The sequence below is a fragment of the Bradyrhizobium erythrophlei genome (genome assembly GCF_042430365.1).
Lineage (GTDB): Bacteria > Pseudomonadota > Alphaproteobacteria > Rhizobiales > Xanthobacteraceae > Bradyrhizobium > Bradyrhizobium erythrophlei.
In genome coordinates this window covers 17,908-41,858 of sequence record NZ_JBHMET010000018.1, presented here as the reverse complement: position 1 = coordinate 41,858, position 23,951 = coordinate 17,908, and the positions used below count along the sequence as shown (strand labels likewise).

The 23,951-nt window shown below is 63.9% G+C and carries 20 protein-coding genes; 9 read left to right on the top strand and 11 right to left on the bottom strand.

The window, feature by feature from the left end:
• Window positions 1-67: 67 nt before the first annotated feature.
• From ACFFWD_RS02355 to ACFFWD_RS02345, 3 genes are all read left to right on the top strand, one after another.
• The gene (locus ACFFWD_RS02355) at window positions 68-1,567 is read left to right on the top strand and encodes a leucyl aminopeptidase (protein ID WP_376961041.1); all 1,500 of its coding nucleotides are present in this window, start codon (window positions 68-70) and stop codon (window positions 1,565-1,567) included.
• A 15-nt stretch (window positions 1,568-1,582) separates the two neighbouring features.
• The gene (locus tag ACFFWD_RS02350; protein WP_376961039.1) at window positions 1,583-2,035 is read left to right on the top strand and encodes a DNA polymerase III subunit chi; all 453 of its coding nucleotides are present in this window, start codon (window positions 1,583-1,585) and stop codon (window positions 2,033-2,035) included.
• A gap of 126 nt (window positions 2,036-2,161) precedes the next feature.
• On the top strand, window positions 2,162-2,710 hold the full coding sequence (locus ACFFWD_RS02345) for a hypothetical protein (RefSeq protein WP_376961037.1): 549 nt from the start codon (window positions 2,162-2,164) through the stop codon (window positions 2,708-2,710).
• 55 nt (window positions 2,711-2,765) lie between these two features.
• Here the strand turns inward: ACFFWD_RS02345 and ACFFWD_RS02340 are convergent, their stop codons facing one another.
• The 3 genes from ACFFWD_RS02340 to ACFFWD_RS02330 form a co-directional block, all read right to left on the bottom strand.
• Complete coding sequence (locus ACFFWD_RS02340; RefSeq protein WP_376961035.1) at window positions 2,766-4,628, bottom strand: ABC-F family ATP-binding cassette domain-containing protein; 1,863 nt, start codon at window positions 4,626-4,628, stop codon at window positions 2,766-2,768.
• 114 nt (window positions 4,629-4,742) lie between these two features.
• The gene (locus ACFFWD_RS02335; protein ID WP_376961033.1) at window positions 4,743-4,916 is read right to left on the bottom strand and encodes a hypothetical protein; all 174 of its coding nucleotides are present in this window, start codon (window positions 4,914-4,916) and stop codon (window positions 4,743-4,745) included.
• A 213-nt stretch (window positions 4,917-5,129) separates the two neighbouring features.
• Entirely contained in the window at window positions 5,130-5,393 is a 264-nt protein-coding gene (locus ACFFWD_RS02330) for a sulfur globule protein precursor (RefSeq protein WP_376961031.1), read from the bottom strand.
• 344 nt (window positions 5,394-5,737) lie between these two features.
• On the opposite strand from ACFFWD_RS02330, the gene ndk reads away from it, so the two are divergent.
• The 3 genes from ndk (at window position 5,738) to ACFFWD_RS02315 (ending at window position 9,492) form a co-directional block, all read left to right on the top strand.
• Window positions 5,738-6,160 carry a nucleoside-diphosphate kinase gene (ndk, locus tag ACFFWD_RS02325; RefSeq protein ID WP_376961029.1) on the top strand — a complete coding sequence of 141 codons (423 nt, stop codon included), beginning with the start codon at window positions 5,738-5,740 and terminating at the stop codon, window positions 6,158-6,160.
• Window positions 6,161-6,224: 64 nt separating this feature from the next.
• Entirely contained in the window at window positions 6,225-7,064 is an 840-nt protein-coding gene (locus ACFFWD_RS02320; RefSeq protein ID WP_376961027.1) for a TerC family protein, read from the top strand.
• A gap of 445 nt (window positions 7,065-7,509) precedes the next feature.
• Entirely contained in the window at window positions 7,510-9,492 is a 1,983-nt protein-coding gene (locus tag ACFFWD_RS02315) for a tetratricopeptide repeat protein (protein WP_376961025.1), read from the top strand.
• Window positions 9,493-9,511: 19 nt separating this feature from the next.
• On the opposite strand, the gene ppx is transcribed toward ACFFWD_RS02315, so the two are convergent.
• The 4 genes from ppx to ACFFWD_RS02295 all read right to left on the bottom strand — a co-directional run bounded on the left by ppx (window position 9,512) and on the right by ACFFWD_RS02295 (window position 14,612).
• Window positions 9,512-11,014: an exopolyphosphatase gene (ppx, locus tag ACFFWD_RS02310; RefSeq protein WP_376961023.1), complete on the bottom strand. Its 1,503-nt coding sequence runs from the start codon at window positions 11,012-11,014 to the stop codon at window positions 9,512-9,514.
• A gap of 12 nt (window positions 11,015-11,026) precedes the next feature.
• The gene (locus tag ACFFWD_RS02305) at window positions 11,027-13,231 is read right to left on the bottom strand and encodes an RNA degradosome polyphosphate kinase (protein WP_376961021.1); all 2,205 of its coding nucleotides are present in this window, start codon (window positions 13,229-13,231) and stop codon (window positions 11,027-11,029) included.
• A 130-nt stretch (window positions 13,232-13,361) separates the two neighbouring features.
• Window positions 13,362-14,039, bottom strand: a complete 678-nt coding sequence (locus tag ACFFWD_RS02300; protein ID WP_376961019.1) for a P-loop NTPase family protein — start codon at window positions 14,037-14,039, stop codon at window positions 13,362-13,364.
• Window positions 14,040-14,057: 18 nt separating this feature from the next.
• A complete protein-coding gene (locus ACFFWD_RS02295) occupies window positions 14,058-14,612 on the bottom strand; it encodes a CDP-alcohol phosphatidyltransferase family protein (RefSeq protein ID WP_376961017.1) in 555 nt (184 codons plus the stop codon).
• A gap of 159 nt (window positions 14,613-14,771) precedes the next feature.
• Between ACFFWD_RS02295 and purM the strand changes: the two genes are divergently transcribed.
• Both purM and purN read left to right on the top strand, forming a co-directional pair.
• On the top strand, window positions 14,772-15,845 hold the full coding sequence (purM, locus tag ACFFWD_RS02290) for a phosphoribosylformylglycinamidine cyclo-ligase (protein WP_376961015.1): 1,074 nt from the start codon (window positions 14,772-14,774) through the stop codon (window positions 15,843-15,845).
• The gene (gene purN / locus ACFFWD_RS02285; RefSeq protein WP_376961013.1) at window positions 15,842-16,495 is read left to right on the top strand and encodes a phosphoribosylglycinamide formyltransferase; all 654 of its coding nucleotides are present in this window, start codon (window positions 15,842-15,844) and stop codon (window positions 16,493-16,495) included. The genes purM and purN overlap by 4 nt, the downstream gene beginning before the upstream one ends.
• 68 nt (window positions 16,496-16,563) lie before the next feature.
• Here the strand turns inward: purN and ACFFWD_RS02280 are convergent, their stop codons facing one another.
• Complete coding sequence (locus ACFFWD_RS02280; protein ID WP_376961011.1) at window positions 16,564-16,767, bottom strand: cold-shock protein; 204 nt, start codon at window positions 16,765-16,767, stop codon at window positions 16,564-16,566.
• A 383-nt stretch (window positions 16,768-17,150) separates the two neighbouring features.
• On the opposite strand from ACFFWD_RS02280, the gene ACFFWD_RS02275 reads away from it, so the two are divergent.
• Window positions 17,151-18,317 carry an autotransporter outer membrane beta-barrel domain-containing protein gene (locus ACFFWD_RS02275; protein ID WP_376961009.1) on the top strand — a complete coding sequence of 389 codons (1,167 nt, stop codon included), beginning with the start codon at window positions 17,151-17,153 and terminating at the stop codon, window positions 18,315-18,317.
• A gap of 37 nt (window positions 18,318-18,354) precedes the next feature.
• Here the strand turns inward: ACFFWD_RS02275 and rnd are convergent, their stop codons facing one another.
• The 3 genes from rnd to ACFFWD_RS02260 all read right to left on the bottom strand — a co-directional run bounded on the left by rnd (window position 18,355) and on the right by ACFFWD_RS02260 (window position 23,596).
• Window positions 18,355-19,503 carry a ribonuclease D gene (rnd, locus tag ACFFWD_RS02270; RefSeq protein ID WP_376961007.1) on the bottom strand — a complete coding sequence of 383 codons (1,149 nt, stop codon included), beginning with the start codon at window positions 19,501-19,503 and terminating at the stop codon, window positions 18,355-18,357.
• Between the two features lie 847 nt (window positions 19,504-20,350).
• Complete coding sequence (locus ACFFWD_RS02265) at window positions 20,351-21,958, bottom strand: acetolactate synthase large subunit (RefSeq protein WP_376961006.1); 1,608 nt, start codon at window positions 21,956-21,958, stop codon at window positions 20,351-20,353.
• 333 nt (window positions 21,959-22,291) lie between these two features.
• Window positions 22,292-23,596, bottom strand: coding sequence for an SLC13 family permease (locus ACFFWD_RS02260; RefSeq protein ID WP_376961004.1), 1,305 nt, complete (start codon window positions 23,594-23,596; stop codon window positions 22,292-22,294).
• Between the last annotated feature and the right edge of the window lie 355 nt (window positions 23,597-23,951).

The window sequence follows — 23,951 nt, the reverse complement described above, 5'->3', positions numbered from 1 at the left end:
CGTCCCGAGTACCGCAGGGGAGCCGCCTCAGGCCCTCGCAACGCCCTGAATTCTGGAGGATTTGCCCATGTCCGACGCCGTTAAGGTCGGCTTTGTCCCACTGTCTGCGCCCGCCCGCGGCATCGTGATCGCCTTTTGCGACGAGCAGTTGAAGCTCGGCGCGGCGACCCGCAAGGCGCTGGGGACGGCGGCGGAGACCGTCAAGCGGGCCGCGGCGGCCCATCAGTTCAAGGGCAAGAGCGGCGCTGCGCTGGATATCCCGGCGCCGGAGGGGCTCAAGGCCGATCGGCTGATCGTGATCGGTACGGGCAAGCCGGCCGAACTCAAGGAGAAGGACTTCCTCAAGTTCGGCGGCGTGATGACCGGCAAGCTCGCCGGCAGCAATTCGGTCACCGTGATTGCCGAGTTGCCGGACGGCGCGATGACGCCGGATCAGGCCGCCGCGGTCGCCACCGGCATGCGGCTGCGCGCCTATCGGTTCGACCGCTACAAGACCAAGAAGAAGGACGGCGACAACGGCGCGGTGCGGGCCGACGTCTCGATCGCCGTGGGCGACGTCGCCGCGGCAAAGAAGATGTTCGCGCCGGATGCGCACATCGTCGACGGCGTGATCATCGCGCGCGATCTCGTCAACGAGCCACCGAACGTGCTGTATCCCGAAGAGTTCGCGCGCCGCGCCAGCCAGCTCCGCAAGATCGGCGTCGACGTCACCGTGCTCGACGTCAAGGCGATGACCAAGCTCGGCATGGGGGCGCTGCTCGGCGTTTCGCAAGGGTCGGCGCGGCCGGGCCGTACCGTGATCATGCGCTGGAACGGCGGCAAGAAGGGCGAGGCACCGCTCGCTTTCGTGGGCAAGGGCGTCTGCTTCGATACCGGCGGCATCTCGATCAAGCCGGCGGGCAGCATGGAGGACATGAAGGGCGACATGGGCGGCGCGGCCTGCGTGGTCGGGTTGATGCACGCGCTCGCGGCGCGCAAGGCAAAGGTCAACGCGATCGGCGCGATCGGTCTCGTCGAGAACATGCCCGACGGCAACGCGCAGCGCCCCGGCGACATCGTCACCTCAATGTCCGGCCAGACCATCGAGATCATCAACACCGACGCCGAGGGCCGGCTCGTGCTCGCCGACGTGCTCTGGTACGTCGCCAAGAAGTTCAAGCCGAAATTCATGGTCGATCTCGCAACCCTGACCGGCGCGATCATGGTTGCGCTCGGCACCGAACATGCCGGGATGTTCTCCAACAATGACGAGCTTGCCGAGCGCCTGGCCAAGGTCGGTCTCGAAACCGGCGAGAAGGTCTGGCGCATGCCGCTCGGCCCCGAATACGACAAGCAGATCGATTCGCAGTTCGCCGACATGAAGAATTCCAGCGGACGCAATGGCGGCTCGATCACCGCGGCGCAGTTCCTGCAGCGTTTCGTCGACGGCACGCCGTGGGCGCATCTCGACATCGCGGGCACTGCGATGGGCGCGCCGAAGTCCGAGATCAACCAGAGCTGGGGATCGGGCTATGGCGTGCGGCTGCTCGATCGCCTCGTCTCGGAGTACTACGAAGCGAAGAAGTGAGGCGCGCGAGGCCGCATGACCGAGGTCCTGTTCTACCATCTGCAGAACATGACGCTGGAGAGCGTGTTGCCGCCGCTGCTCGAGAAGTCGCTCGAGCGCGGCTGGCGCGTGGTCGTGCAGTCGACCTCGCCGGAGCGCACCGAGACGCTCGATGCGCACCTGTGGACCTACACCGACGATTCGTTCCTCCCGCATGCGACCTGGCGGGGCGGCGATGCGGCGGACCAGCCGATCATTCTGTCGGTCGAGGAGGGCAATCCGAACGGCGCCAATGTCCGCTTCCTGATCGACAGCGCGGCGCTGCCGGCCGATTGCGACAGCTATGAGCGGCTCGTGCTGGTGTTCAACGGCGACGATCCCGACGCGGTTGCCGCGGCGCGGGAGAACTGGACCGCTTGTAAAGCGCGAGGCTTCGAAGTCACTTACTGGCAGGCCGACGAGCGGGGGCGCTGGCAGCGGCGCCAATAGTGATATCAAGCAATTTTAATGATAATTCGAGGTTTCTTGCGGCGGGCCACGGTCATGCCGCAAAGTGATGTTCGGACAACCCCTTACGCGTAGGGGCGGGGAGCCTTGTCGGTCGTGCGAGACGTAATGTTCAGTCGAAAGTCGCTGCTGGCGCTGCTCGTGCTTGCGCCTGGCCTTGCCGGCTGCTCGAGCGCATCCGATCTGATGTCGCGGGATGCGGACTGGTTCTCGCGGTCCGGTCGGCTTTTCATCCGTCGAATTTCGATCGAGACGCCGCCTCTGACCCCGGACAAGCCGGTCACCAATGACGATCTGGTCAGTGCCGACGGCGGTTGCCCCGGAATGGCGCCTCCGCCCGGCGCGACCGACGCCAACGCACGTGCCGACGGTGCCGCTGGCGCGGCGCCGCCTCAGTCGACCGGAGGCACCGTTGCGCTCGGCCATACCGAGTGCGACGTCGTGCGCGGCATCGGCGCGCCCGATAGCGTCAATTTGTCCACAGGCCCGGGTGGTGGACGCGTCGCGGTCGTCACCTATTCGCGCGGACCGCGTGCCGGCATCTACACCTTCACGGCAGGAAGATTGTCGTCGATCGAGCGCGGCCCGGATCCGGTGCCGGAACCGAAGGCGGCAAAGCCGAAGAAGAAAAAGTCCGCGCCGACCTCGCACGGCTAGCGCGCTCAATCGGACCGAATCGGGGTACTGCGACCGCGGGGCGCGTAGTCGCGTCCTAACTCGCGGCCTCATCAAACTCGGCGCTGGCCTCCAGCCATTCCTCCTCGGCGCGCTGCAGCGCGCTTTCGGCGCCGGCGCGCGCCTTGGTGAGTTGGGCTGCCTGCTTTGGATCGCGCGTGAAGATGTCGGGCAGCGCGAGCGCGGTGTCGATCTTGGCGATGATGCCGTTGATGCGCTCGATCTCGGCCTCGGCCTGCGCGATCCGCTGCTTCGGCGAAATGCGCCTTTCGCCTTTGCTGCGCTCGGGTCGGGCCATCTCCTTGACGCGCTCGCGGGCTGCGGGCCGGCTGTCGTTCGCCGACAGGATCATCCTTCTGTAGTCGTCGAGGTCGCCGTCATAGGCCGTCACGGCCTGGTTGGCGACGACCCACAGCCGGTCGGCGCAGGCTTCGATCAGATAGCGATCGTGCGAGACCATAATGACAGCGCCGGGAAAATCATTGATCGCTTCCGCCAATGCCGCGCGGCTGTCGATATCGAGATGGTTGGTCGGTTCGTCCAGGATGATCATGTTCGGGCCGAAGAAGGTGGCGAGCCCGAGCAGGAGCCGCGCCTTCTCGCCGCCCGACAGGCTCTTCACCAGCGTGTCGCCGGCTTTGCCGGAAAAGCCGATCGCACCGACGCGGCCGCGCACCTTGCTCTCGGGCGCATCCGGCATCAGCTTGCGCACGTGGTCGTAGGGCGAGGCGTCGAGATTGAGCTCGTCGACCTGATGCTGGGCGAAGTAGCCGACCGACAGCTTGTCGGCGCGGGTGATCCGTCCCGAGAACGGCGGCAGTTTCCCTGCGAGCAGCTTGACCAGCGTCGATTTTCCGTTGCCGTTGGCGCCAAGCAACGCGATGCGGTCGTCGGTGTCGACGCGCAACGTGACCCGATTGAGCACCGGCTTGCTTGCGTCGTAGCCGACCGACACGTCGTCGACCGCGATGATCGGCGGCGACAGCAGTTTCTCCGGCGTCGGGAACGCGATGTCGTGGACGTCCTGGGTCACCAGCGCGGTGACCGGCTTCATCCGCTCGAGCATCTTGACGCGCGACTGCGCCTGCCGCGCCTTCGAGGCCTTGGCCTTGAAGCGGTCGACAAAAGCCTGCAGGCGCTTGCGCTCATCGGCCTGGCGCTTGGCGTGCTTGGCATCGAGCATCTCGCGCGCGGCACGCTGCTCCTCGAATGAGGAGTAGGTGCCCTTGTAGAGCGTCAGCTTGCCGCGATCGAGATGCAGGATCTGATCGACCGAAGTGTCGAGCAGGTCGCGATCGTGGCTGATCACGATCACCGTGCGCGGATAATTGGCAAGGTGATCCTCGAGCCACAGCGTGCCTTCGAGATCGAGATAGTTGGTCGGCTCGTCCAGGAGCAGCAGGTCCGGCGCTGAGAACAGCGTTGCCGCGAGCGCAACGCGCATGCGCCAGCCGCCCGAGAATTCCGTGCAGGGCCGGGCCTGGTCGGCGGCCGAGAATCCGAGGCCGCTCAGGATCGCCGCGGCGCGGGCGGGTGCCGAGTGCGCATCGATGTCGACCAGCCGGGTCTGGATCTCGGCAATGCGATGCGGGTCATGCGCCGTCTCGGCCTCGCGCAGGAGGGCGTCGCGCTCGAGATCGGCCTTCAGCACCACGTTGATCAGGCTATCCGGGCCGTCGGGCGCCTCCTGCGCGAGACTGCCGATCCGCCAGCGCGGCGGGATCGCGATGCTGCCGCTCTCGGTCGGGACGTCACCGCGGATGGCATGGAACAGCGTCGACTTGCCGACACCGTTGCGGCCGACAAATCCGACACGTGCCCCTGGCACGATCTGCACAGTACCTTGGTCAATCAGCAGCCGTCCGGCGATCCGGACCGAGATGTCGGTGATGGAGAGCATGCCGCGTTGTCACCGGACCCGCTGCCAAACGCAACCCTTCTGGACGTAAAATCTGGCGCGGCCGCGGTTCGGGGAAACGGCCGGTTGGCGGCATATCGGCCCGGTATTCTAGAGCTAATGTCGATCGTCCTCACGCCGGCGCAGCTCATTCACGAGCTGTTGCAGACGGGCGGTGAGCGACGGCTCCGGGTGTAAGCTCTGCTGCAGCCGTTCGCCCACCGCATCGCAGATGGAGCGGCAGGTCTTGTGATCGATCTGATCGACGTCGTTGTTCGCAGGGGTCGTCATGGCACGTCTCGTGGCGAGTTCCACTCGCCGCTCCGAATGAGTTGTCGCCATAACAAGTCGCAACTGCGAATTTGGTTTCCGCTCAGATCGTTGTGCGATCACCTTGAGGTCGCGAATCAAACGTCGGTTCCCGCCCGCGCACAAAAAAGCCCCGGCGCGATGGCCGGGGCTGTGCAAGTCAGGGGAGGTCAAATCAAGGGAGCTCAGATCTGGTCAGTAGCAGCGGTTGATCAGGCGCCAGCGGGGACCCCAGGGCGTCGGGACCAGGCGCCGCGCATAGCAGCCGCCATAGCCGTATCCGTAGCCTCCGTAATAGGCAGGCCCGCCGACGACGACGCGAGGCCCCCACCAACCGCCATGCCATCCACCGTGCCAGCCGCCATGCCACCCACCCCAGGCAGAGGCGGAGGTCGGGGCCAGCGCAGCCGCGCCCAGCGAAACCGCGGCGACTGCAGCGAGTGCGAGTTTGCGTAACATGATCGTCTCCTCAAGATTTCGGCGCCAAGACGCGCCAGCGGTGACATCGTTTCCCGAGACGTCCTGGGGCTTGCGGATGGGCCAGCAAGGCGTTCGATCGATCAGAAGACTAGGCCCGCGGAGCTGAACGGCAGCGGGACGGCGCTGACAGAATAGGTTCACATTCGTGAAATCGTCGTAATCGGACCGGCCTCGGGGCGGGCTGATGGCCGTTGTGACCCCGGTTTTCGTCGCCAAACCGCGTCAAAACTTAAGGCTACCGCGTCACAGGGTCGCTTGCCGTCCCACCATCGCGCCGATATAAGCCCCGGCAACTCCCAACCAGCCTTTGCAAGGACGAAATCATGGCGATTGAACGCACTTTCTCGATCATCAAGCCCGACGCGACCGAGCGTAACCTGACCGGCGCGGTCAACGCGGTGATCGAAAAGGCGGGCCTGCGGATCGTGGCGCAGAAGCGCACTCGGATGACCCGTGGCCAGGCCGAGACCTTCTATGCCGTCCACAAGGAGCGCCCGTTCTTCGGCGAGCTGGTCGAGTTCATGACCTCGGGCCCGGTCGTGGTCCAGGTGCTGGAAGCCGAGGGCGCCATCCTCAAATATCGCGACGTGATGGGTGCGACGGATCCATCGAAGGCCGCCGAAGGCACCATCCGCAAGCTCTATGCGAAGTCGATCGGCGAGAACTCGGTGCACGGTTCGGACGCGCCGGAGACCGCCGTGATCGAGATTGCACAGTTCTTCTCCGGCAACGAGATTGTCGGCTAACTGATCAAGGGGAGCGGCGGGCGACCGCCGCAAGGGGTGGCCGAAGGGCCGAAGAGGGCGCGCTGTGGACTGGCTGTGGCAGATCTTTGATCCCGCGAACATCGGCGCGTTCTTTATCCAATTCAAGAACGAGATGACGACGCCGACCTTTTGGGTCGCCGTCGGCAAGATCATCTGGATCAATGTCCTGCTCTCGGGCGACAACGCGCTGGTGATCGCGCTCGCCTGCCGCGGGCTTGCGCCGCGGCAGCGCCTCTGGGGCATGATCTTCGGCGCCGCAGCCGCCGTGCTGCTGCGCATCATCTTCACCGGCATCGTCGCCACCCTTATGGGGCTGCCTTACCTGAAGCTTGTTGGCGGGCTTGCGCTGATCGTGATCGCGGCCAAGCTGCTCGTGCCCGAAGAGGAGGACGAGGACAGCGTCGATGCCGCCGCGCATCTGTGGGCGGCGGTGCAGATTGTCGTCGTCGCCGACATCGTGATGAGCCTCGACAACGTGATCGCGGTTGCGGCGGCCGCCAATGGCAGCGTGCCGCTCCTGGTGCTGGGTCTTGCGATCAGCGTTCCCCTGATCGTTGCGGGTGCCGCCCTGATCATGGCGCTGCTCAACAAGCTGCCGATCCTGGTCTGGGCCGGCGCAGCGCTGCTCGGCTGGATTGCCGGCGACGTCATCGCGACCGACCCGGCGGTGCAACCGAGGCTCGACGCGCTGTTCGCCGGGCCGCTCGGCGCCAGGCTCGATTCTTTGCTGGCGGCGTTCGGCGCAGCGCCGCACTTCGCCAATGGCGGCAATGGCGGCGAGATTCTGCTCGCCGTGCTCGGCATCATCATCGTCCTGATCGCCGGATCGATCTGGCGCCGGCGCTCGCTGCAGAAGGCGAAGCACGCCACTGAAGCGGCGTGATCCGCGGCTTGATCCCGATTCGGAAGACCTTCGAGAGCGGGTCTCGCGGCCTGCTGTTGCTGGATGGGCGGCGCGCTCAATCCCCAAGGCGCATCAGGTCAGCTCGTCCCGCATTTCCAAACAGAAGAAGCGGCGGCGGTAGAGCGGGAACCTGAAGCACGAGGGCAAAGCAGCACGCAACGCCATCAGAGCCAGAAGCGCCAGCCTCTTTGTCCTGCTCCCCTGCAGCCCCGACCTCAATCCGTTCGAACAGATGTTTGATGGTTTGACAGGTCTCGGGAAGGCAGCTTGTCAAGTTGTAGGCGAAGCCATGCTATATTATAGATTGAATATGTCGTAGGCTTTGGCGGTGCATTGAGCATTGCCCACCGCTCGGACCTAAGCTGGCGCCCTAACAGCCGGTAGCGAGGTCGGTTGCGGAAATGCCGCGAGAGTGTGGGCTTGAATGTCTGGTGTTGCTAACAGTTTTAGCGGTGCACTTGCTGCTCTCAACAGCAGGGACCTGAAGTGGGCAGAGCAATTGTTCAGGCGCGTCGTCAAGAGTGACAAGGCCAATGTTCCGGCGCTCAACCTGTTGGCCGTGGTCTTGATGAGCATGGAGCGCTTTGCCGAGGCCGAGCCATTTATCGCAAGAGCGACCTCGATCAATCAGAAATCCGATGCGTCATTCTATAATTATGGGTTGATTTCCAAACGGCTGAATAAGCCGCAACAAGCATTGGAGAATTTCAACAAGGCAATCGCGTTGAATCCGAACGTGGCCGAAACTTGGAACAATAGGGGGACCGTGTTCAATGACCTCGAAAAGTATGACTGCGCAATTGCAGACTTCGATCAGGCTATCTCATTGAATGGAGGCCTTGGCGAAGCATATGCCAACAAAGGAAAGGCCCTGTCGCTACTCAGGCGCCACGCTGAAGCGCTCTCTGCTTATGACAAGGTACTCTCGATCAACCCCCATCTAGCTGAAGCCTGGTTTGGTCGAGGGAATGTCCTATGCGATCTCAGGTGTTATGATGAAGCCTTCGCCGCGTATGACAAGACGCTGTCTATCAAGCCTGAGTTGGAGAGCGTTGAGGGGGCGCGACTTCACACCAAGATGCGGCTGTGCAAATGGGACCGGCTCGAGGAAGAGCTCGCTCGCCTCACAACGTCCGTCAGATCGGGGCGGGCGAGTTGCGGTCCTTTTGCCTTGCTCTCGCTTTTGGATTCACCCGATGATCACCTTCGTTGTGCGCAAGCGTGGGTAGCGGCGAAGAGTCCAAGACCATCAAGATCGGTATGGCAGGGCAGGATCTATCATCATGACAAGATACGTATTGGATATGTCTCCAGTGATTTTAATAGACATGCGACAGCATATCTGATCGCAGAGTTATTTGAGCTGCATGATAGAACGCGGTTTGAACTCTTTGCTTATTCGATAGGGCCGAACGACGAGTCGGACATCCGGAAACGTTTGACAGGCGCATTCGACAAGTTTGTCACTTGCGAAGATCGACCAGACGTCGAAGTCGCACGCGCCATTGAGGGTGCAGAGATCGACATTCTGATTGATTTGAATGGCTTCACAAAAGGGGCGCGCACGAACATCTTCGCGCATCGGCCTGCTCCGATACAGGTCAATTATCTGGGTTATCCCGGAACGATGGCGGCACCGTATGTCGATTACATCATTGGCGACAGGACAATTCTAACCAGCTCCGATACGCCCGCCTACTCTGAGAAATTGGTCCAGCTCCCCTACAGCTATCAGCCCAACGATCGGAAGCGGCCTAGCACCGGTAAGTCATTCACGCGCGACGACCTTGGGCTTCCCGCTGAGAAGTTTGTCTTTTGTTGCTTCAACAACAGCTACAAAATACTGCCCGACGTATTCGAGTGCTGGATGCGAATTCTGAAGGCCGCAGAAGGGGGCGTGCTCTGGCTGTTGGCTGAGGACCAGACGGCCGTAGCAAACCTTAGGAGGGAAGCTGAGATCAGAGGCGTTGATCCCGCTCGCCTCGTTTTTGCGGGTCGATTGGAGGTTGCCGAACACCTTGCGCGCCATCGCCTAGCGGACCTTTTCTTGGACACGCTACCGTATAACGCTCATACGACGGCGAGCGATGCACTTTGGATGGGGCTGCCGGTGCTGACCCAGATTGGTGGGACATTTGCGGGCAGAGTTGCTGCAAGTCTGTTGAAGGCCATTAGACTACCCGAGTTGATCGCGCGGACGTCGGATGAGTACGAGAGCATAGCCATCGAGCTGGCACGAAATCCCGCCAAATTGGCTGCAATCAAACGCAAGCTTGAAGAGAACCGTCTAACCGCACCGCTGTTTGATACCAAACTGCTCGCGGGGCATATCGAGACGGCGTATCAGATGATGTACGATCGATACCAGGCCGGACTGGCGCCGGATCATATTGTTGTACCTGCCTGACGCGATCCTGCCATAGCAGCTACCGCCGCACGATCGAGCCGGAACGCCCGACGAGCCGCGCCAACTGCTTGAAGCGGCTGCCGACACGGTCGGCGACGAGATCCACCATCCGGTGCTCGAACACCAGCATCAGCTTGCGGCCCTGGGTCCGGAAATGGGTCGCGGGCAGCACGCCGGTGCGCGCTGCCGTGATCAGATGGGCGACGCGGAAGGCAGCGCCGAGCACCCGGGCACGCTCGTCCATCGCCGGCGTCACCAGCTCGCGGATCTGCGGCGGCGGCTCGTTCTCTTCGCTGAGGCCCGCGTAGCGATAGAACACCGACAGCGCGACGAAGGCGCGGCCCTGATGCGTGATCGAGCCGAAATTGCCGTTCATGATCAGGCTCAGGGTTTCCTCGCCGCGATGGTCGGGATGCACGCGCCAGCCGATGTCGGACAACAGGCAGGCGACGTGGCGCAGCCTGCGGTCCTCCTCAGTCTCGCGCAGCTTGACGACGCGGAACAGCCGATCGGTCCACGAGGTCAGCTCCTGGGCGTGGCGGGCCGAGCGCGACAGCAACTCGTTGAGATCCTGCGCGGCGCAGACCAGGCCATCCTTGGCACGCTCCGCCGGCGGCAGCATTTCGTACAATAGGCCCTCGCGCACGCCGAAGGTCGAGAACACGATGGTCTTCGGCTGCGCGGCGCGGATGATGTATTCGAGCACCAAGGCCGCATAGGTCAGCAGCGGGCGCCGCGCGTCGGCGACGGACTCGATGTTGGCCAGCATGTTGGCGGCCGCCAGTCGCCGCAGCCGCTGCGCGAAGTCGAGCGCGTCCGCTGCCGGGATCGAATAGCCGTGCATCACCTTGAGCGGATAGCCGCTCTGGATGATGTGGATGCGCGCCAGCGCACGCCATGTGCCGCCGACCGCATAGAAGGTGCGGCCGCGGCCGGCCTTGAGCAGCGCGACCCCGAGCAGTTCGTTCTTGACGATGCGCTCGGCGCGCTTGAGCGATTTGTGCGAGAGGTCCTGCAGCGCGAGGCTGCCGAGCGGCAGCGTCACGCCGCTGCGCACGCGATTGCCCTTCACGTCGATCAGTTCGAGCGAGCCGCCGCCGAGATCGCCGACGATGCCGTTCGGGTTGTGAATGCCGGAGACGACGCCAAGCGCGGACAGCTTGGCCTCGCGCGGACCGGAGAGAATCTCGATCTTGGCGCCGCAGATCCGTTCTGCTTTGGCGATGAAGTCAGGACCGTTCTTGGCATCACGGCATGCTGCGGTCGCGATCGCGTAGACGCGGCCGACCTGCTGGATCTTGCACAGCGCGCGAAACCGGCGCAGCGCCGTGAGTGCCTTGTTGACCGCATCGGTCGCGAGTAGGCCGGTGCTCTGCACCTCGCGGCCAAGCCCGCACAGCGCCTTCTCGTTGAAGATCGTGACAAGGCTGCGCGACATCGCCTCGTAGACGACGAGACGAACCGAGTTCGATCCGATGTCGATGACAGCGACGCTGGGAGCGCGCTTCCGCGGTCGCTTCACCGTGAAGTTCCCTTATGACGACGGCTGCTGACGTTCGTTGCGGCGCGTGAGACGGCGCGGCGAGGATTCCTTGAGCGACTTGCCACGGCCGGACAGACTCGGATTTGTCATGAAGTAGTTGTGCAGGTTGAAGGGCTCTTCGCCTTTCGCGGCCTTCATACGCGTTGAAGACCCATCCGGCAACAATTGCCAGCTCTGCTCATTGTCCTTCAGGTTCGCGACCATGATCTGTTCGAGAACCTGCTGATGCACCGTGGGATTTTGCAGCGGACAGAGCACCTCGACGCGGCGGTCGAGGTTGCGTGGCATCATATCGGCGGACGAGATATACACAGCAGCTTTGGTGCTCGGCAGGCCTTGCCCCATGCCGAAGCAGTAGATTCGGCCATGTTCGAGGAAGCGGCCGATCACCGATTTGACGCGGATATTCTCGGACAATCCCGGCAGACCGGGACGCAGGCAGCAGATGCCGCGTACCACGAGATCGATCGCGACGCCGGCCTGCGAGGCTTCATACAGCGCGTCGATTATGTCGGGGTCGACCAGCGCGTTCATCTTCATCCAGATCGCGCCGGGCCTGCCGTGACGGACATGGGTGGCCTCGGCCTGAATATGTTCGATGATCCGGTTGCGCAGTGTCAGCGGCGACACCGCCATCTTCTCGATGTCGCTCGGCTCGGCATAGCCGGTGATGTAGTTGAACACGCGCGCGACGTCGCGCCCGATGATCGGGTCCGACGTGAAGTAGGAGAGGTCGGTGTAGATGCGCGCGGTCACCGGATGGTAGTTGCCGGTGCCGGTGTGGACATAGGTCGTGAGGTTGCCGCCCTCGCGGCGCACCACCATCGACAGCTTGGCATGCGTCTTCAGTTCGATGAAGCCGTACACAACCTGGACGCCGGCGCGTTCGAGGTCGCGGGCCCAGCGGATGTTGGCTTCCTCGTCGAACCGCGCCTTGAGTTCGATCAGCGCAGTGACCGACTTGCCGGCTTCGGCGGCCTCCGCCAGCGCGCGCACGATCGGCGAGTTGTTCGAGGTGCGATAGAGCGTCTGCTTGATCGCGACGACGTCGGGGTCGCGCGCCGCCTGTTGCAGGAATTGCACGACGACGTCGAAGGATTCATAGGGATGATGGACCACGAGGTCCTTCTGGCGGATCGCCGCGAAGATGTCGCCGCCGTGATCGCGAACGCGCTCGGGATGGCGCGGCACATAGGGCGGGAATTCAAGATCGGGGCGGTCGAGCCGGGTGAGCTGCGACAGCTCGTTCATCGCGAGCACGCCATCGACAAGGAACACCTCGTCGTCGGACGCGGCCAGCGCGTGCTGCACGAAGGTGCGCAGCTCCTCAGGCATCTTGGCTTCCAGTTCCAGCCGGATCACCGATCCGCGCCGGCGGCGCTTCAACGCGGTCTCGAACAGCCGGACCAGATCCTCGGCCTCTTCCTCGATTTCGAGCTCGGAGTCGCGGATGATCCGGAACGCGCCCTGGCCCTTGACGGTGTAGCCGGGGAACAGGCGGCCGATGAACAGGCCGGTGGCCTGTTCCAGCGTGATCAGGCGGACCGGTGCGTTGTCCTTCGAGGCGGGGATGCGGATAAAGCGGTCGATCTTGCCGGGCATGCGGATCAGCGCGTTCATCGGCTTGCCATCGGAGACCCGCGCCAATTGCAGCGCGACGGTGAAGCCGAGGTTTGGGATGAACGGGAAGGGGTGCGCCGGATCGATCGCAAGCGGTGTCAACAGCGGGAAGATGTTGTGGAGGAAGTGGTCCTCGATCCAGGCCCGCTCCGTCTTGGTCACGTCGCGACCGTCGACCAACACGATGCCGACATCGGCAAGCACGCTGCGCAGGTCGCTCCAGATCGCCTGCTGGTCGCTGGCGAGTTGCGACACCGACTTGTTGATCATGACGAGTTGCTCGGCCGGCAGCAGCCCGTCCGGACTGCGCTCCGGAATGCCCTCGCGGACCTGCGCCTTGATACCGGCGACGCGGACCATGAAGAACTCATCAAGGTTATTGGCTGAAATCGACAGGAAGCGGACGCGCTCCAGTGCGGGATGGCCGGGATTGACCGACTCCTCGAGCACCCGGCGGTTGAAATGGAGCCAGGAGAGCTCCCGGTTGATGAATCGCTCGGGGCTGGTCGTGATCGCAGGGACGGGCGGGGCTTCCGCCTCTTTCTCTTTGATTTCAATGGCTTGCGAGGAATCCATCAAGTGTCAATCCAATCGGGGCATGGGCCGCGGCGATTTAGCCAAAGGCCGCGCAGACCATGTGATATTGCAATGACGTTTCAATGACATTGACGTTCCCCACGCTTCCGCCGTCAAGACGGTCGCGCTGTCAGGCATGGCGCAACAGCTCCGCCGCCAAGGCCCGGGTGACCGGTCGGCCGAGCCGCAGCGCCTCGTTGTCGAGGAGCTCCACGGCCTTGCGGACTGCGGCGTAGGAACGCTCGATCCGGGTGGTCAGGTAGCTCACCACCGACTCGTCTACGGTCATCTGGCGATCGGCGCAAAATTTCAGGATCAGGCCGCGGACCACCATGTCGTCGGGCGGCAGCAGTGTCACCGTCGGCACCGCGCGCAGCCGCGAACGCAGGTCGCGCAGCTCGAACTCGAAAGCCGACGGCGGGATGCGCGCGGTGATCAGCACGAAGGCGTCGTCCTGGCGGGCGAGATTCATCAGGTGGAACATCGCGCGCTCGTCGAATTCCGCTGGCCGCAGATCCTCGACGACGAGAGCGCCGGTCGCGAGCGCACCCGGCACCGCCTCCGCCGTGAGCGCGTGGGCGGAAGTCGCGCGCGCACCGGCCTGTTCGGCCCAGATCGCGGCGAGGTGGCTCTTGCCGGAGCCTTCCGGCCCGACCAGCAGCATGACGTGGTTCGGCCAGTCCGGCCAGCGATCGATCAGTGCGAGCGCGGCTTCGTTGGCGGGCCCCTCGAGGAAATCGTCGCGGGTCAGTTTCTCCTCATGCGGCAAGGCCAACGCCAGCTGACGGGGTTGAACGCTACCAGCCACGCAAATCTCCGAAACAGGCTATCGAGCTTCGATCGTGCTCATGTGCCGCACCCACTCCACGAGATAGAGGGACACCGAACCCAAAGTAAAGATCGTGACGAAACCCATCAGGATCAGGTCGTAGGGGTGCGGCTGAAAGCCGAAGCCGAGCGAGGCCAAGACCAGCGCGGCAAACGCGACCTGCGCCACCGTGTTGAGCTTCGACACCATCAGCGGCTTCATCTCGACCGGCTTGTCGAACAACCATGACACAATCACGGCTGACACGATCATGATGTCGCGCGACACCACCAGGATGACGAGCCAGCGCGGCACTGCGCCCCAGATCCCGAGCGAGACATAGATCGACACCAGCAGCGCCTTGTCGGCCAAGGGATCGAGCAGGGCGCCGAGCTCGCTCGTCATGTTGAAACGCTTGGCGAGGAACCCGTCGATGGCGTCGGAAACGCCGGCGATCACGAAGATCGCGAAGGCAACCTCCATCTGGCTCGAGACGATCGCCCAGACGATCACCGGCACCAGGATGATGCGGCCGAGGGTGATGATGTTTGGAATGCTGGTCGGAATACTCAACTCGGTCGCTTCCCGGCTACCGGCCTGATTTTACTCGATATCCGGCTCGTTTCAGCACGCGGCCGGATGTTATCTACATATATAGCGGCCAGCCGGCCGCGAGCCATTGCGCGGGGGCGGAATTCCTCGTAACCAGCCCCTGATCATCTGGAATTGGGCATGACCGAGCGCAAAAACGGGCTCACTTACGCGGATTCGGGCGTCGATATCGATGCCGGCAATCGTCTGGTCGATCTGATCAAGCCGATGGTACGGGCCACCGCGCGGCCCGGCGCCGACGCCGAGATCGGCGGTTTTGGCGGGCTGTTCGACCTCAAGGCGGCCGGCTTCAAGGATCCCGTGCTGGTGGCGGCGACCGACGGCGTAGGTACCAAGCTCAAGATCGCGATCGAGACCGGAATTCACGGCGGCATCGGCATCGACCTGGTGGCAATGTCGGTCAACGACCTCGTCGTGCAGGGCGCGGAACCGCTGTTCTTCCTCGACTATTTCGCCTGCGGCAGGCTCGATCCGGAGGCCGCGGCAGCGATCGTCGCCGGCATCGCCGAAGGCTGCCGGGACTCCGGCTGCGCCCTGATCGGCGGCGAGACCGCCGAGATGCCCGGGCTCTACAAGGACGGCGACTACGACCTCGGCGGCTTTGCGGTCGGCGCCGCCGAGCGCGGCACGCTGCTGCCGAGCGCCGATATCGCCGCGGGCGACGCCGTGATCGGCCTGGCGTCGTCGGGCGTGCACTCCAACGGCTATTCGCTGGTGCGCAAGATCGTCGAGATGTCCGGAATTCCCTACGATGCGCCGGCGCCGTTCGCGCCGGTCATGACGCTCGGCGCGGCGCTGCTGACGCCGACGCGGCTCTATGTGAAATCCTGCCTGCGTGCGATCCGCGAGACCGGCGCGGTCAAGGGGCTCGCCCATATCACCGGCGGCGGCTTCACCGACAACATCCCGCGCGTGCTGCCAGAGCATCTCGGCGTCGGCATCGATCTCGCCCGGCTGCCGGTGCTGCCGGTGTTCAAATGGCTGGCCGAGCAGGGCGGTATCGCCGAGCTCGAGCTGTTGCGCACCTTCAACTGCGGCATCGGCATGATCGCGATCGTGAGGCCCGATGCGGTCGATCAGGTTACCGCGGCGTTCACCGCCGGCGGCGAGACGGTGGCGTTGCTCGGCGAGGTGATCGAGGCCAAGGGCGAGCATCGCGTGGTTTATAGCGGCCATCTCGACCTCTCGCGATGAAGCGCCGCGTCGCCATCCTGATCTCCGGCCGCGGCTCCAACATGGCCGCGCTGATCGATGCCGCCAAGGCGCCGGACTTCCCCGCCGAGATCGTCGCCGTGATCTCCAACCGCGCCGATGCCGGCGGGCTCGAGAAGGCGGCCGCGAGCGGCATTCCGACCGTGGTCATCGAGAGCAAGCCGTTCGGCAAGGATCGCGCCGCATTCGAGGCGGTGCTGCAGCGGGTGCTCGACGAGAAGGGAGCCGAGCTGATTTGCCTCGGCGGCTTCATGCGGCTGTTCACCGCCGAGTTCGTGCAGCGCTGGTACGGCAGGATGCTCAACATCCACCCCTCGCTGCTGCCGTCGTTCCCCGGCCTCGATCCGCACGGCCAGGCCTTGCGCGCCGGCGTGAAGCTGTCCGGCGCCACCGTGCATTTCGTGATCCCGGAAACCGACGCCGGCCCGATCGTGATGCAGGGCGCGGTCACCGTGGCCGACGACGATACGCCCGACACGCTCGCCGCGCGCGTCATCACGATCGAGCATCGCATCTATCCGGAGGCGCTGCGGCTCCTGGCGAGCGGGCGGCTGAAGCTGGAAGGCGATCTCTGCAAGGCGCTGGGACGTGCGGTGTCCGGCGGCACGCTGGTCGCGCCGACGCTGAAATAGCGCGCGCATGGAAAAATCCCCCGGGGTGATGCGGCCGGGGGAGACGTCACGGTCGCCTGCGCTGACGCTCAGCCAACCTTGAGATTTTCCGCAGACGCCTTGCCGCGGTTCTCCACCAGTTCGTACTCGACAGTCTGATTTTCGTTGAGCGTGCTGAGCCCAGCGCGCTCCACCGCCGAGATGTGAACGAACACGTCCTTGTCTCCGACGGCCGGCTTGATGAACCCGTAGCCTTTGGTCGGGTTGAACCACTTGACGGTACCCTTCGGCATCGCCTCTCTCCCAGTCTAGATACAAAAAAGACGCGGCCGCGGTTTCCGCGTGCCACGCCACAAACCGGCTTCCCGGTGTCTGTTCAATTTCCGAGTCTTCAAGTCCGAAGTCTTGTCGTTCGAACGGCCGCGATCCGATTGTGAAGGGATTGCAACACGAAAATTGTGGGTTAGCAAGCCTCCGGCATGGCTTGGCGAATCGTCGCGATGCGACCGCAACCTGTGGCAGGGGGACAACAAGCCGCCTCGTTCGGCCATCGGCCGGGGGCGCGGGACATTGACGGTTTGCGCGAAGTGGGGGCAAATCGGCTTCAGTTGAACCGGATTTGCGCATTCCTCGCGCCCCGCGCTTCGCCTTGGGATTCGCATTGGGAATTGAACGCATGTGCGGCTCACCGCGCCTTTCGGGAGCAGGACTGGTCGATGCCATCAGCACGCTGGTGCGGGTGATTGCGCTCGCCGTTCCGTTCGCCCTGGCGGTGGTCGCGCCGGCCGATGCGCAAACCCCGACGCCGACACCCACTCCGACGGCGACGCCGACGCCCACGCCCACCCCGACACCCTCGCCAACACCGAGCCCGACCCCGACCAAGATCAACGCCGACATCTCGGCCGGCTCCACCGTCACCAATCTCGGCAGCAACTTCCTGGAGCGGCTCAACAACCAGGCGACCAACGGCTTCAACCGGATGTCGCGCAACAATCCGGGCGGCGGCGGCGCCTCCGAGAGTGTCGAGGCGCCGCGCTTCCGCACCTGGTTTGAGGGCTATGGCATCGCAACCAAGAACGGCGCGGTCGGCGATTACGTCGGCGACAGCAGGAGGACCTTGGGTGGGGTGGCCGGGATCGGCGCGCGCATCGCGCCCGGCGTCAATATCGGCTTCTCGGTCGACCAGAGCCACACCGACATCGACGTGCCGCTCGCGCTGCAATCGGCGGGTCTCGACCTCACCCAGTTCGGTTTCAACGCCTCGCTCGACAAGGGGCCGTGGACCTGGGCGGTGGCGCTGGTGCATGGCTTCGGCCGCATCAACTCGAGCCGCGACACCGGCCTCGGCTTCGCCACGGCGCGCTACAATGCGCGGCTCGACGGTGCGATCAGCGAGCTCAGCTACTATCTCGACAAGGACCAGAGCCGCATCGTGCCCAAGGGCGCGCTCGAATATGTCCACGCCCGGACCGGCGCGTTCCAGGAGATCGGCGGCCTCGATCCGCTGGCGGTCACCGCATCGTCCGTCGACCGGATGCGCCTGTTGATCGGCGCGGAGGTCGGTCACTACTGGATCTTCGGCCAGAAGATCCTCGACCTGTCGGCCTATGGAAAGTTCGTCGACAATCTCGTGCAGAACTTCAGCAATACCACCGTCACGCTCGGCACACAGAGCATCACGCTGCAGGGCATCGGCGAGAGCCAGTACGGCGCCGACGCCGGCGTGGCGGCATCGCTCAGCCTGACATCCACCGCGCGCCTCTATTTGAATTACGACGCCAAGTTCCGCGCCGCGATGCAGTCGCATCAGGGGACGGTTGGATTCGAGGTGAAGTGGTAGCGGGGCGAGGTGAAGCGCCGCGCCGATCCGATACACGCTAGCCCCGATCGACCCGCACGACGCGGCCCTTGTCGATCGCGAGCGCGAGCTGGCCGTGCTTCAGCTTCAGCGCGGCTTCGCCGAACAATTCGCGCCGCCAGCCGTGGAGCGCCCCGACATCGGCCTGATCGTCGGCGGCGATCTGCTCGAGGTCGTCGACGGTCGCGATCACCTTGCTCGCCACCGCATGCCGCTCCGAGGTCATCCGCAGCAGCACCTTCAACAACTCGACAGTGGCCGCACCATTGGAATTGTTGCGCGGCTTCTCGAGCTTCGGCAGCGTCGCGTGATCGCGCGCCAGCCCGCGCTGCACGGCGGCGATGATGTCACTGCCCCATTTGGAGCGGTCAAAGCCCTTCGGCAGCGAGCGCAGATTGGCGAGCTTCTCGAGCGAAGTCGGTGCATGAGTCGCGATATCGCCGACCGCGTCGTCCTTCAGCACGCGCGAGCGCGGCACATCGCGGCTCTGCGCTTCCTGCTCGCGCCAGGCCGCGACCTCGATCAGGACCGCCAGCTCGCGCGGCTTGCGCACGCGGGTCTTGAGCCGCTCCCAGGCACGCTCGGGATGGAAGTCGTAGGTCTTCGGCGAGGTCAGGATCTCCATCTCCTCGCTGACCCAGTCGCTGCGGCCGCGCTTCTTCAAATCGGCGTCGAGGGCTGAGAAGACGTCGCGTAGATGGGTGACGTCGGACACGGCGTAGTGAAGCTGCTCCTGGCTCAGCGGCCGGCGCGACCAGTCGGTGAAGCGGTGGGTCTTGTCGGGGCGGTGGCCGGTGACGCGGTCGACGAGCTGGTCGTAGGCGATGCTGTCGCCATAGCCGAGCACCATGGCGGCGACCTGGGTGTCGAAGATCGGGTGCGGAATGGTGTTGGAGAGATGCCAGACGATCTCGATGTCCTGGCGCGCGGCGTGAAACACTTTCAGGACCGCTTCGTTCGACATCAGCTCGAAGAACGGCTTGAGATCGATGCCCGGCGCCAGCGCATCGATCACGACGGCTTCGTCGGCGCTTGCCATCTGCACGACGCAGAGCAGCGGATAGTAGGTCGTCTCCCGCAAGAACTCGGTATCGACAGTGATGACCTTGTGCGTGGCGAGGCGGGAGCAGGCGGCCGCAAGTTCGGAGGTGGTGGTAATCAGATCCATGAACAGTCCTAGACGCTTGACCACACGCGTTCTGCCGAAAGGGCAGCTATGTCAAGGGTCTTGCTGGGATTTTGGCGTTGGACGGGGTGGGGAGAGGGGATTTTGGGTCGGATCGAGAGCGATTCAACGGACTTTCGGCCCTGCGCAGCTGGAGAGTCGCGCCTCTGGCCATAATCAAGGTGTCGTCCCGGCCTAGTGCGCAATTGCACACGGGGGCCGGGACCCATACTCCGCTGCGGGCGTTGTGAACGGGATTCGTCGTACCAGCGCTGCAAAACAATCTGCAGTCGTGGCTATGGGTCCCGGCCTTCGCCGGGACGACACTGCGTTTGTGGCATCGCTTGTGGGCATGTATTCTCGTTCTCGCAGCGCAGTGCGCCCGAGGTTTGTATCTCGTTTTACGCTCTCTGAAGAACAGAGGGCGCAGGGAAAGCCGGGTGCCGATTGCACCCATGGGCCCTGTGCAATAAAAAGCACAGGGGTAGGACCACAGGTGAAACCGGAGACTCCGGCTTTCCCCGCGCGATGGTTTTACGGCTTGCTTCGTGCTCTCCCCGGCGAGACCGGGCTTGTTTGTCACCGTCTTCGCAAGGACGCTTCGCGTCTTGCGAGGAGACACCTGCCACTGGGGCGTCAGGACCACACGACTTCGCCGTCCGCATTGCGTGTGCTCGTCAGTCACACGCTCAGCGTCCACCGCATCTCGACCCAACACTCGTGACGATCGCGAAGCGCCCCTCAAGTGGATCAGACGGCGGATCGATAGGCGTGATTTGGGGCGCATGTCAAGAGGTTTTCTGAAAATCAGAATCTAGACAGCTTGCCCGCTCTCACCCTGTTCGTCCACTCATCGGGTCTTGTTGATGAATTCAGCGAACACGGCCAACGCTTTTGGAATCGCGACCTGACATTCGATTAACGTCGGTCCCTTCACTTCGAGCGCGGAGGCAAAATTCCGGTAGAATTCTTCGGCCGTTTGCGCGTGCGACGCCGAAACTCCGAGGCCCGACGCAATGTTCACCCAATCGAGCGCCGGGTTCGCGAGATCGAACATCGATTCCATCTTGGGGTTCAGGTCACCCTCGCGGACGCGGGCCATCTCTAGGCCAAGCACCGCGTAGGCGTCGTTCCTCAACACGATCGCGACAATGTCGGCTTTCTCTCGCGCCATCGACCACAAGGCTTGTACGGTGTACATGCCGCTACCGTCGGCCTGAACAAGAACGATCTTGCGATCGGGGCAGGCAATCGCTGCTCCGAGCGCCATCGGGAATCCACCGCCGATGGCGCCGCCGCTGACCGGGCTAAGATAGTCATGGGCGCGCGCACCTTTGGTCGCAGCGAATATTTGCGGACCGTTGGTGGCGGCTTCGTCGACCAGGATCGAGTTGTCCGGCATCAGCGCACAAAGCGTTTGACCGATTGCCTCTGCCGTTAATTCTCCGGTCGGAGGAGTTGTGGCCGCCTGACGGGCTTGACGCATGGTCTCGGTCGTGGCCGAGCCCGTCGCCTTCGCGAGAGATTCCAAGGCGGCTAGCAAGTCCTGATCAGCCGATGCCATCGTGAAGAGAGCGCATCGCGGCTCACTCTTCAGGGTCGGTTTGTTCCTGTAGGCGAATGTCACAACCGGGGGGAGGGCGCCAACGAAGATCAATTGCTCGAAGTCCTTCAGAAACTCCAATCCGGTTTCGAGGAAATAGGGGATTATCTCGACGATTGGACGCCCCTCGCCACGCGCAAGCGAGAAAGAGGGAAAGGTTTCTGAAAGGAGCTTCGCATTCGTCTTTGCGGCAATGCGGCCGGCGATTTCCAGCAGGTCTCCACGAAGGGCGAGATTACCCAGAACCAGTCCCGTCTTCTTGCCGTTCGCGAGCATATTTTCCGCATGGGTGATCGCGTCCGGCGATGCCATCGGCCGATGCAAAGCGGTAGGCGGGATGGGGGGCGGTGCTGCTTCCTCCCAATGGAAATTGGTGGGTGCCACGATCGTGCAGATTTTCCCCGCCTTGGCGAGCACCGTCGCTTCTACGCCCAATTCTCCAAGCTCGGAGGCGCTTCGTGCTTCACGAGCCCAGTGGGATACGACATGCGCGAGATCGATCACGCGGCCATTGATCAGTTCGTGTTCCGGGTAATTGGGCTGGTGATAGGACGCGTTGGCGCCGACGATGTTGATGACGGGTGTATTGGCTCGGCCGGCGTTGTGCAGCATGGCAATCCCGTTGGCGAACCCGCTGCCGACATGGAGAAGCGTGACGGCGGGCGACCCCTTCATGCGCGCGTATCCATCTGCCGCTCCGGTCACGACATCCTCTTGCAAACACAGGATCGGGCGAACATTGGCCGCAAGGCCGATCTCGTAGACCAACTGCATCTCGGAAGTACCCGGATTTGCGAAGCAGGTCGTGACACCGGCATCCGTAAGAGCCTTGAAGAGAGCCTGTGCACCGTTCATGGTAGAACCTCCCGGAGTTGGCTTGATTGGCTTTAGGGCACTATCGATCACTGACGGCTGCGTCCTCGCTTTCGCTTTGCCTGCGCTCCCTAATTTCGCCGGTCCCGTTACTCTGATCGTGGTGCATTGCCTATTCTGCCGACCTGCTGTTTGGGCAATATGCTCCAGTGCGAAGTCTTGCCCTTGAGTTGGATTTTGTGAAGGTCCGAAACGGTCACCCAGCGGGGCCGTTTGGCTAAGCGCGACCTGTAGCGGCGTCAGCCTGCGCCGTGCGCATGCCGGCGAAACTGATAGAATGAGACCGGCCGCCGCGCTGTCACATCGACCGCGTGGTCAGCCGATCCAGCCGAGCGCCCTGAACCAGAGGAAGTAGAGCGGGCCGAGCACGACGAAGGAGACCACGCCGACGACAAGGCAAACCTTGACCGCGGCGCTGGTCGGGACCTTGGCCATGCCGGCGGCGACGACGATCGGCGCGGCTTGATAGGGCAACAGCGGCGTTGCATAGGCGAAGACCTGCGACATCAGCACGGACGGCAGGCTCAATTCGGTATGCTCGGCGAGCGAGGCGGCGAGCGGGGTGAAGACCGCCGGCACGCCGTTGGCGGTGACGACGAAATTCAGCAGGCTGGCGAGCCCGATCAGGGAGGCGAAGTCCGCCGCGGGGCGCGCCGGATCGAGCGGCAGCGCCGGAATGAGTTTGTCGCCGATGGCGCTGCCGAGCCCGGACCAGGCGACGACAGCGGCCAGCCCGAGGATGCCTGCGAGGTAGATGCAGGTGCGGACATTGACGCCGGCGGCGAATTCCTCGCCGGCGAGAAACCCGATCCGCGGTAGCAGGCAGAGACAGGCCGACACCAGTCCGACCCACGCCGGACGGATGCCGTGCCAGGAATCCGTCATCCACAGCGCGAGCGTCACCAGCAGGATGATCGACAGCCGCCATTCCGCGGCGGTCAGGCGCGGCGACCCGTTCTGGCGCTCGATCGGCAGCGGCGACGCCGGAAACATCCACGCCAGGCAGCCGACGAGGAGGGCACCCTTGAGGATGCCGAGCACCGGCGCATGCAGCAGCAGGTAGGACATGTAGTCGAAATGGGCGCCATAGGCGCGCTCGGCCGCGCCGGTCATTACGAGGTTCGGGACATTCGCCGGCAGGATCGAGGCTGATAGTTCATAGGTGCCGAAGCCGACCGCGAGCGCCAGCGCGCTGCGGCCCGGCGATCCCTCGGTGAGGCCGGCGCGATCGGCGAGCGCCAGGATGATCGGCATCAACAGCGCGATGCGTCCCATGTTCGACGGCATCACGAAAGCGAGCGCGTAGGTCAGCACGACGACCCCGGCGACCATCGTGAACCAGGATCCCGAAAGCCTGCCGGCGAGCAGGCCTGCGATCCGGTCGGCGAGCCCGACCTTGCGGATCGCGGTCCCGATCACGAAGCCGCCGAGCACCAGCCAGAAGGCGTCGGACTGGAAGCCGGAGAACAGCACCTCCGGCGGCGCCGCGCGGAAGACCGCGACCGCGGCAAAGAACAACAGCGCGGTAAGATATTCGGGCAGCAGGCTCGTCGCCCACAGCAGGATGGCAATCGCGGCAAACCAGCCGGGATGGATCAGCGACGCGGCAGTCTCGGTCATATCAGGGGATCAACAGGGACACAGGTGAGGGGGATCGACAACGGCGCAGCACGCCGACTCGGCATCCCCTTGAGGGACGTCGCGAACCTATCACCTGTCGGTCAGCGCGTGCGCCTCCGGCGCGACAGGGCAGGCGTGCTCGACTGGCGGGGATGAGCCAGCGCGCGACACGCGTCGGCGGCAGGTCATCGATCGCGAAAGCGCCGGTGCGTAGGGCGGATTCGCCGAAGGCGTAATCCGCCGTCCATCGTGTGTGGTCCACTTGGTGTGGTGGATTACGCTCGCGCTAATCCGCCCCACGAAGCCGAGATGATCGGCTCACTCGTAGCGCACGCCCTTCGACGGTCGGCGGCAG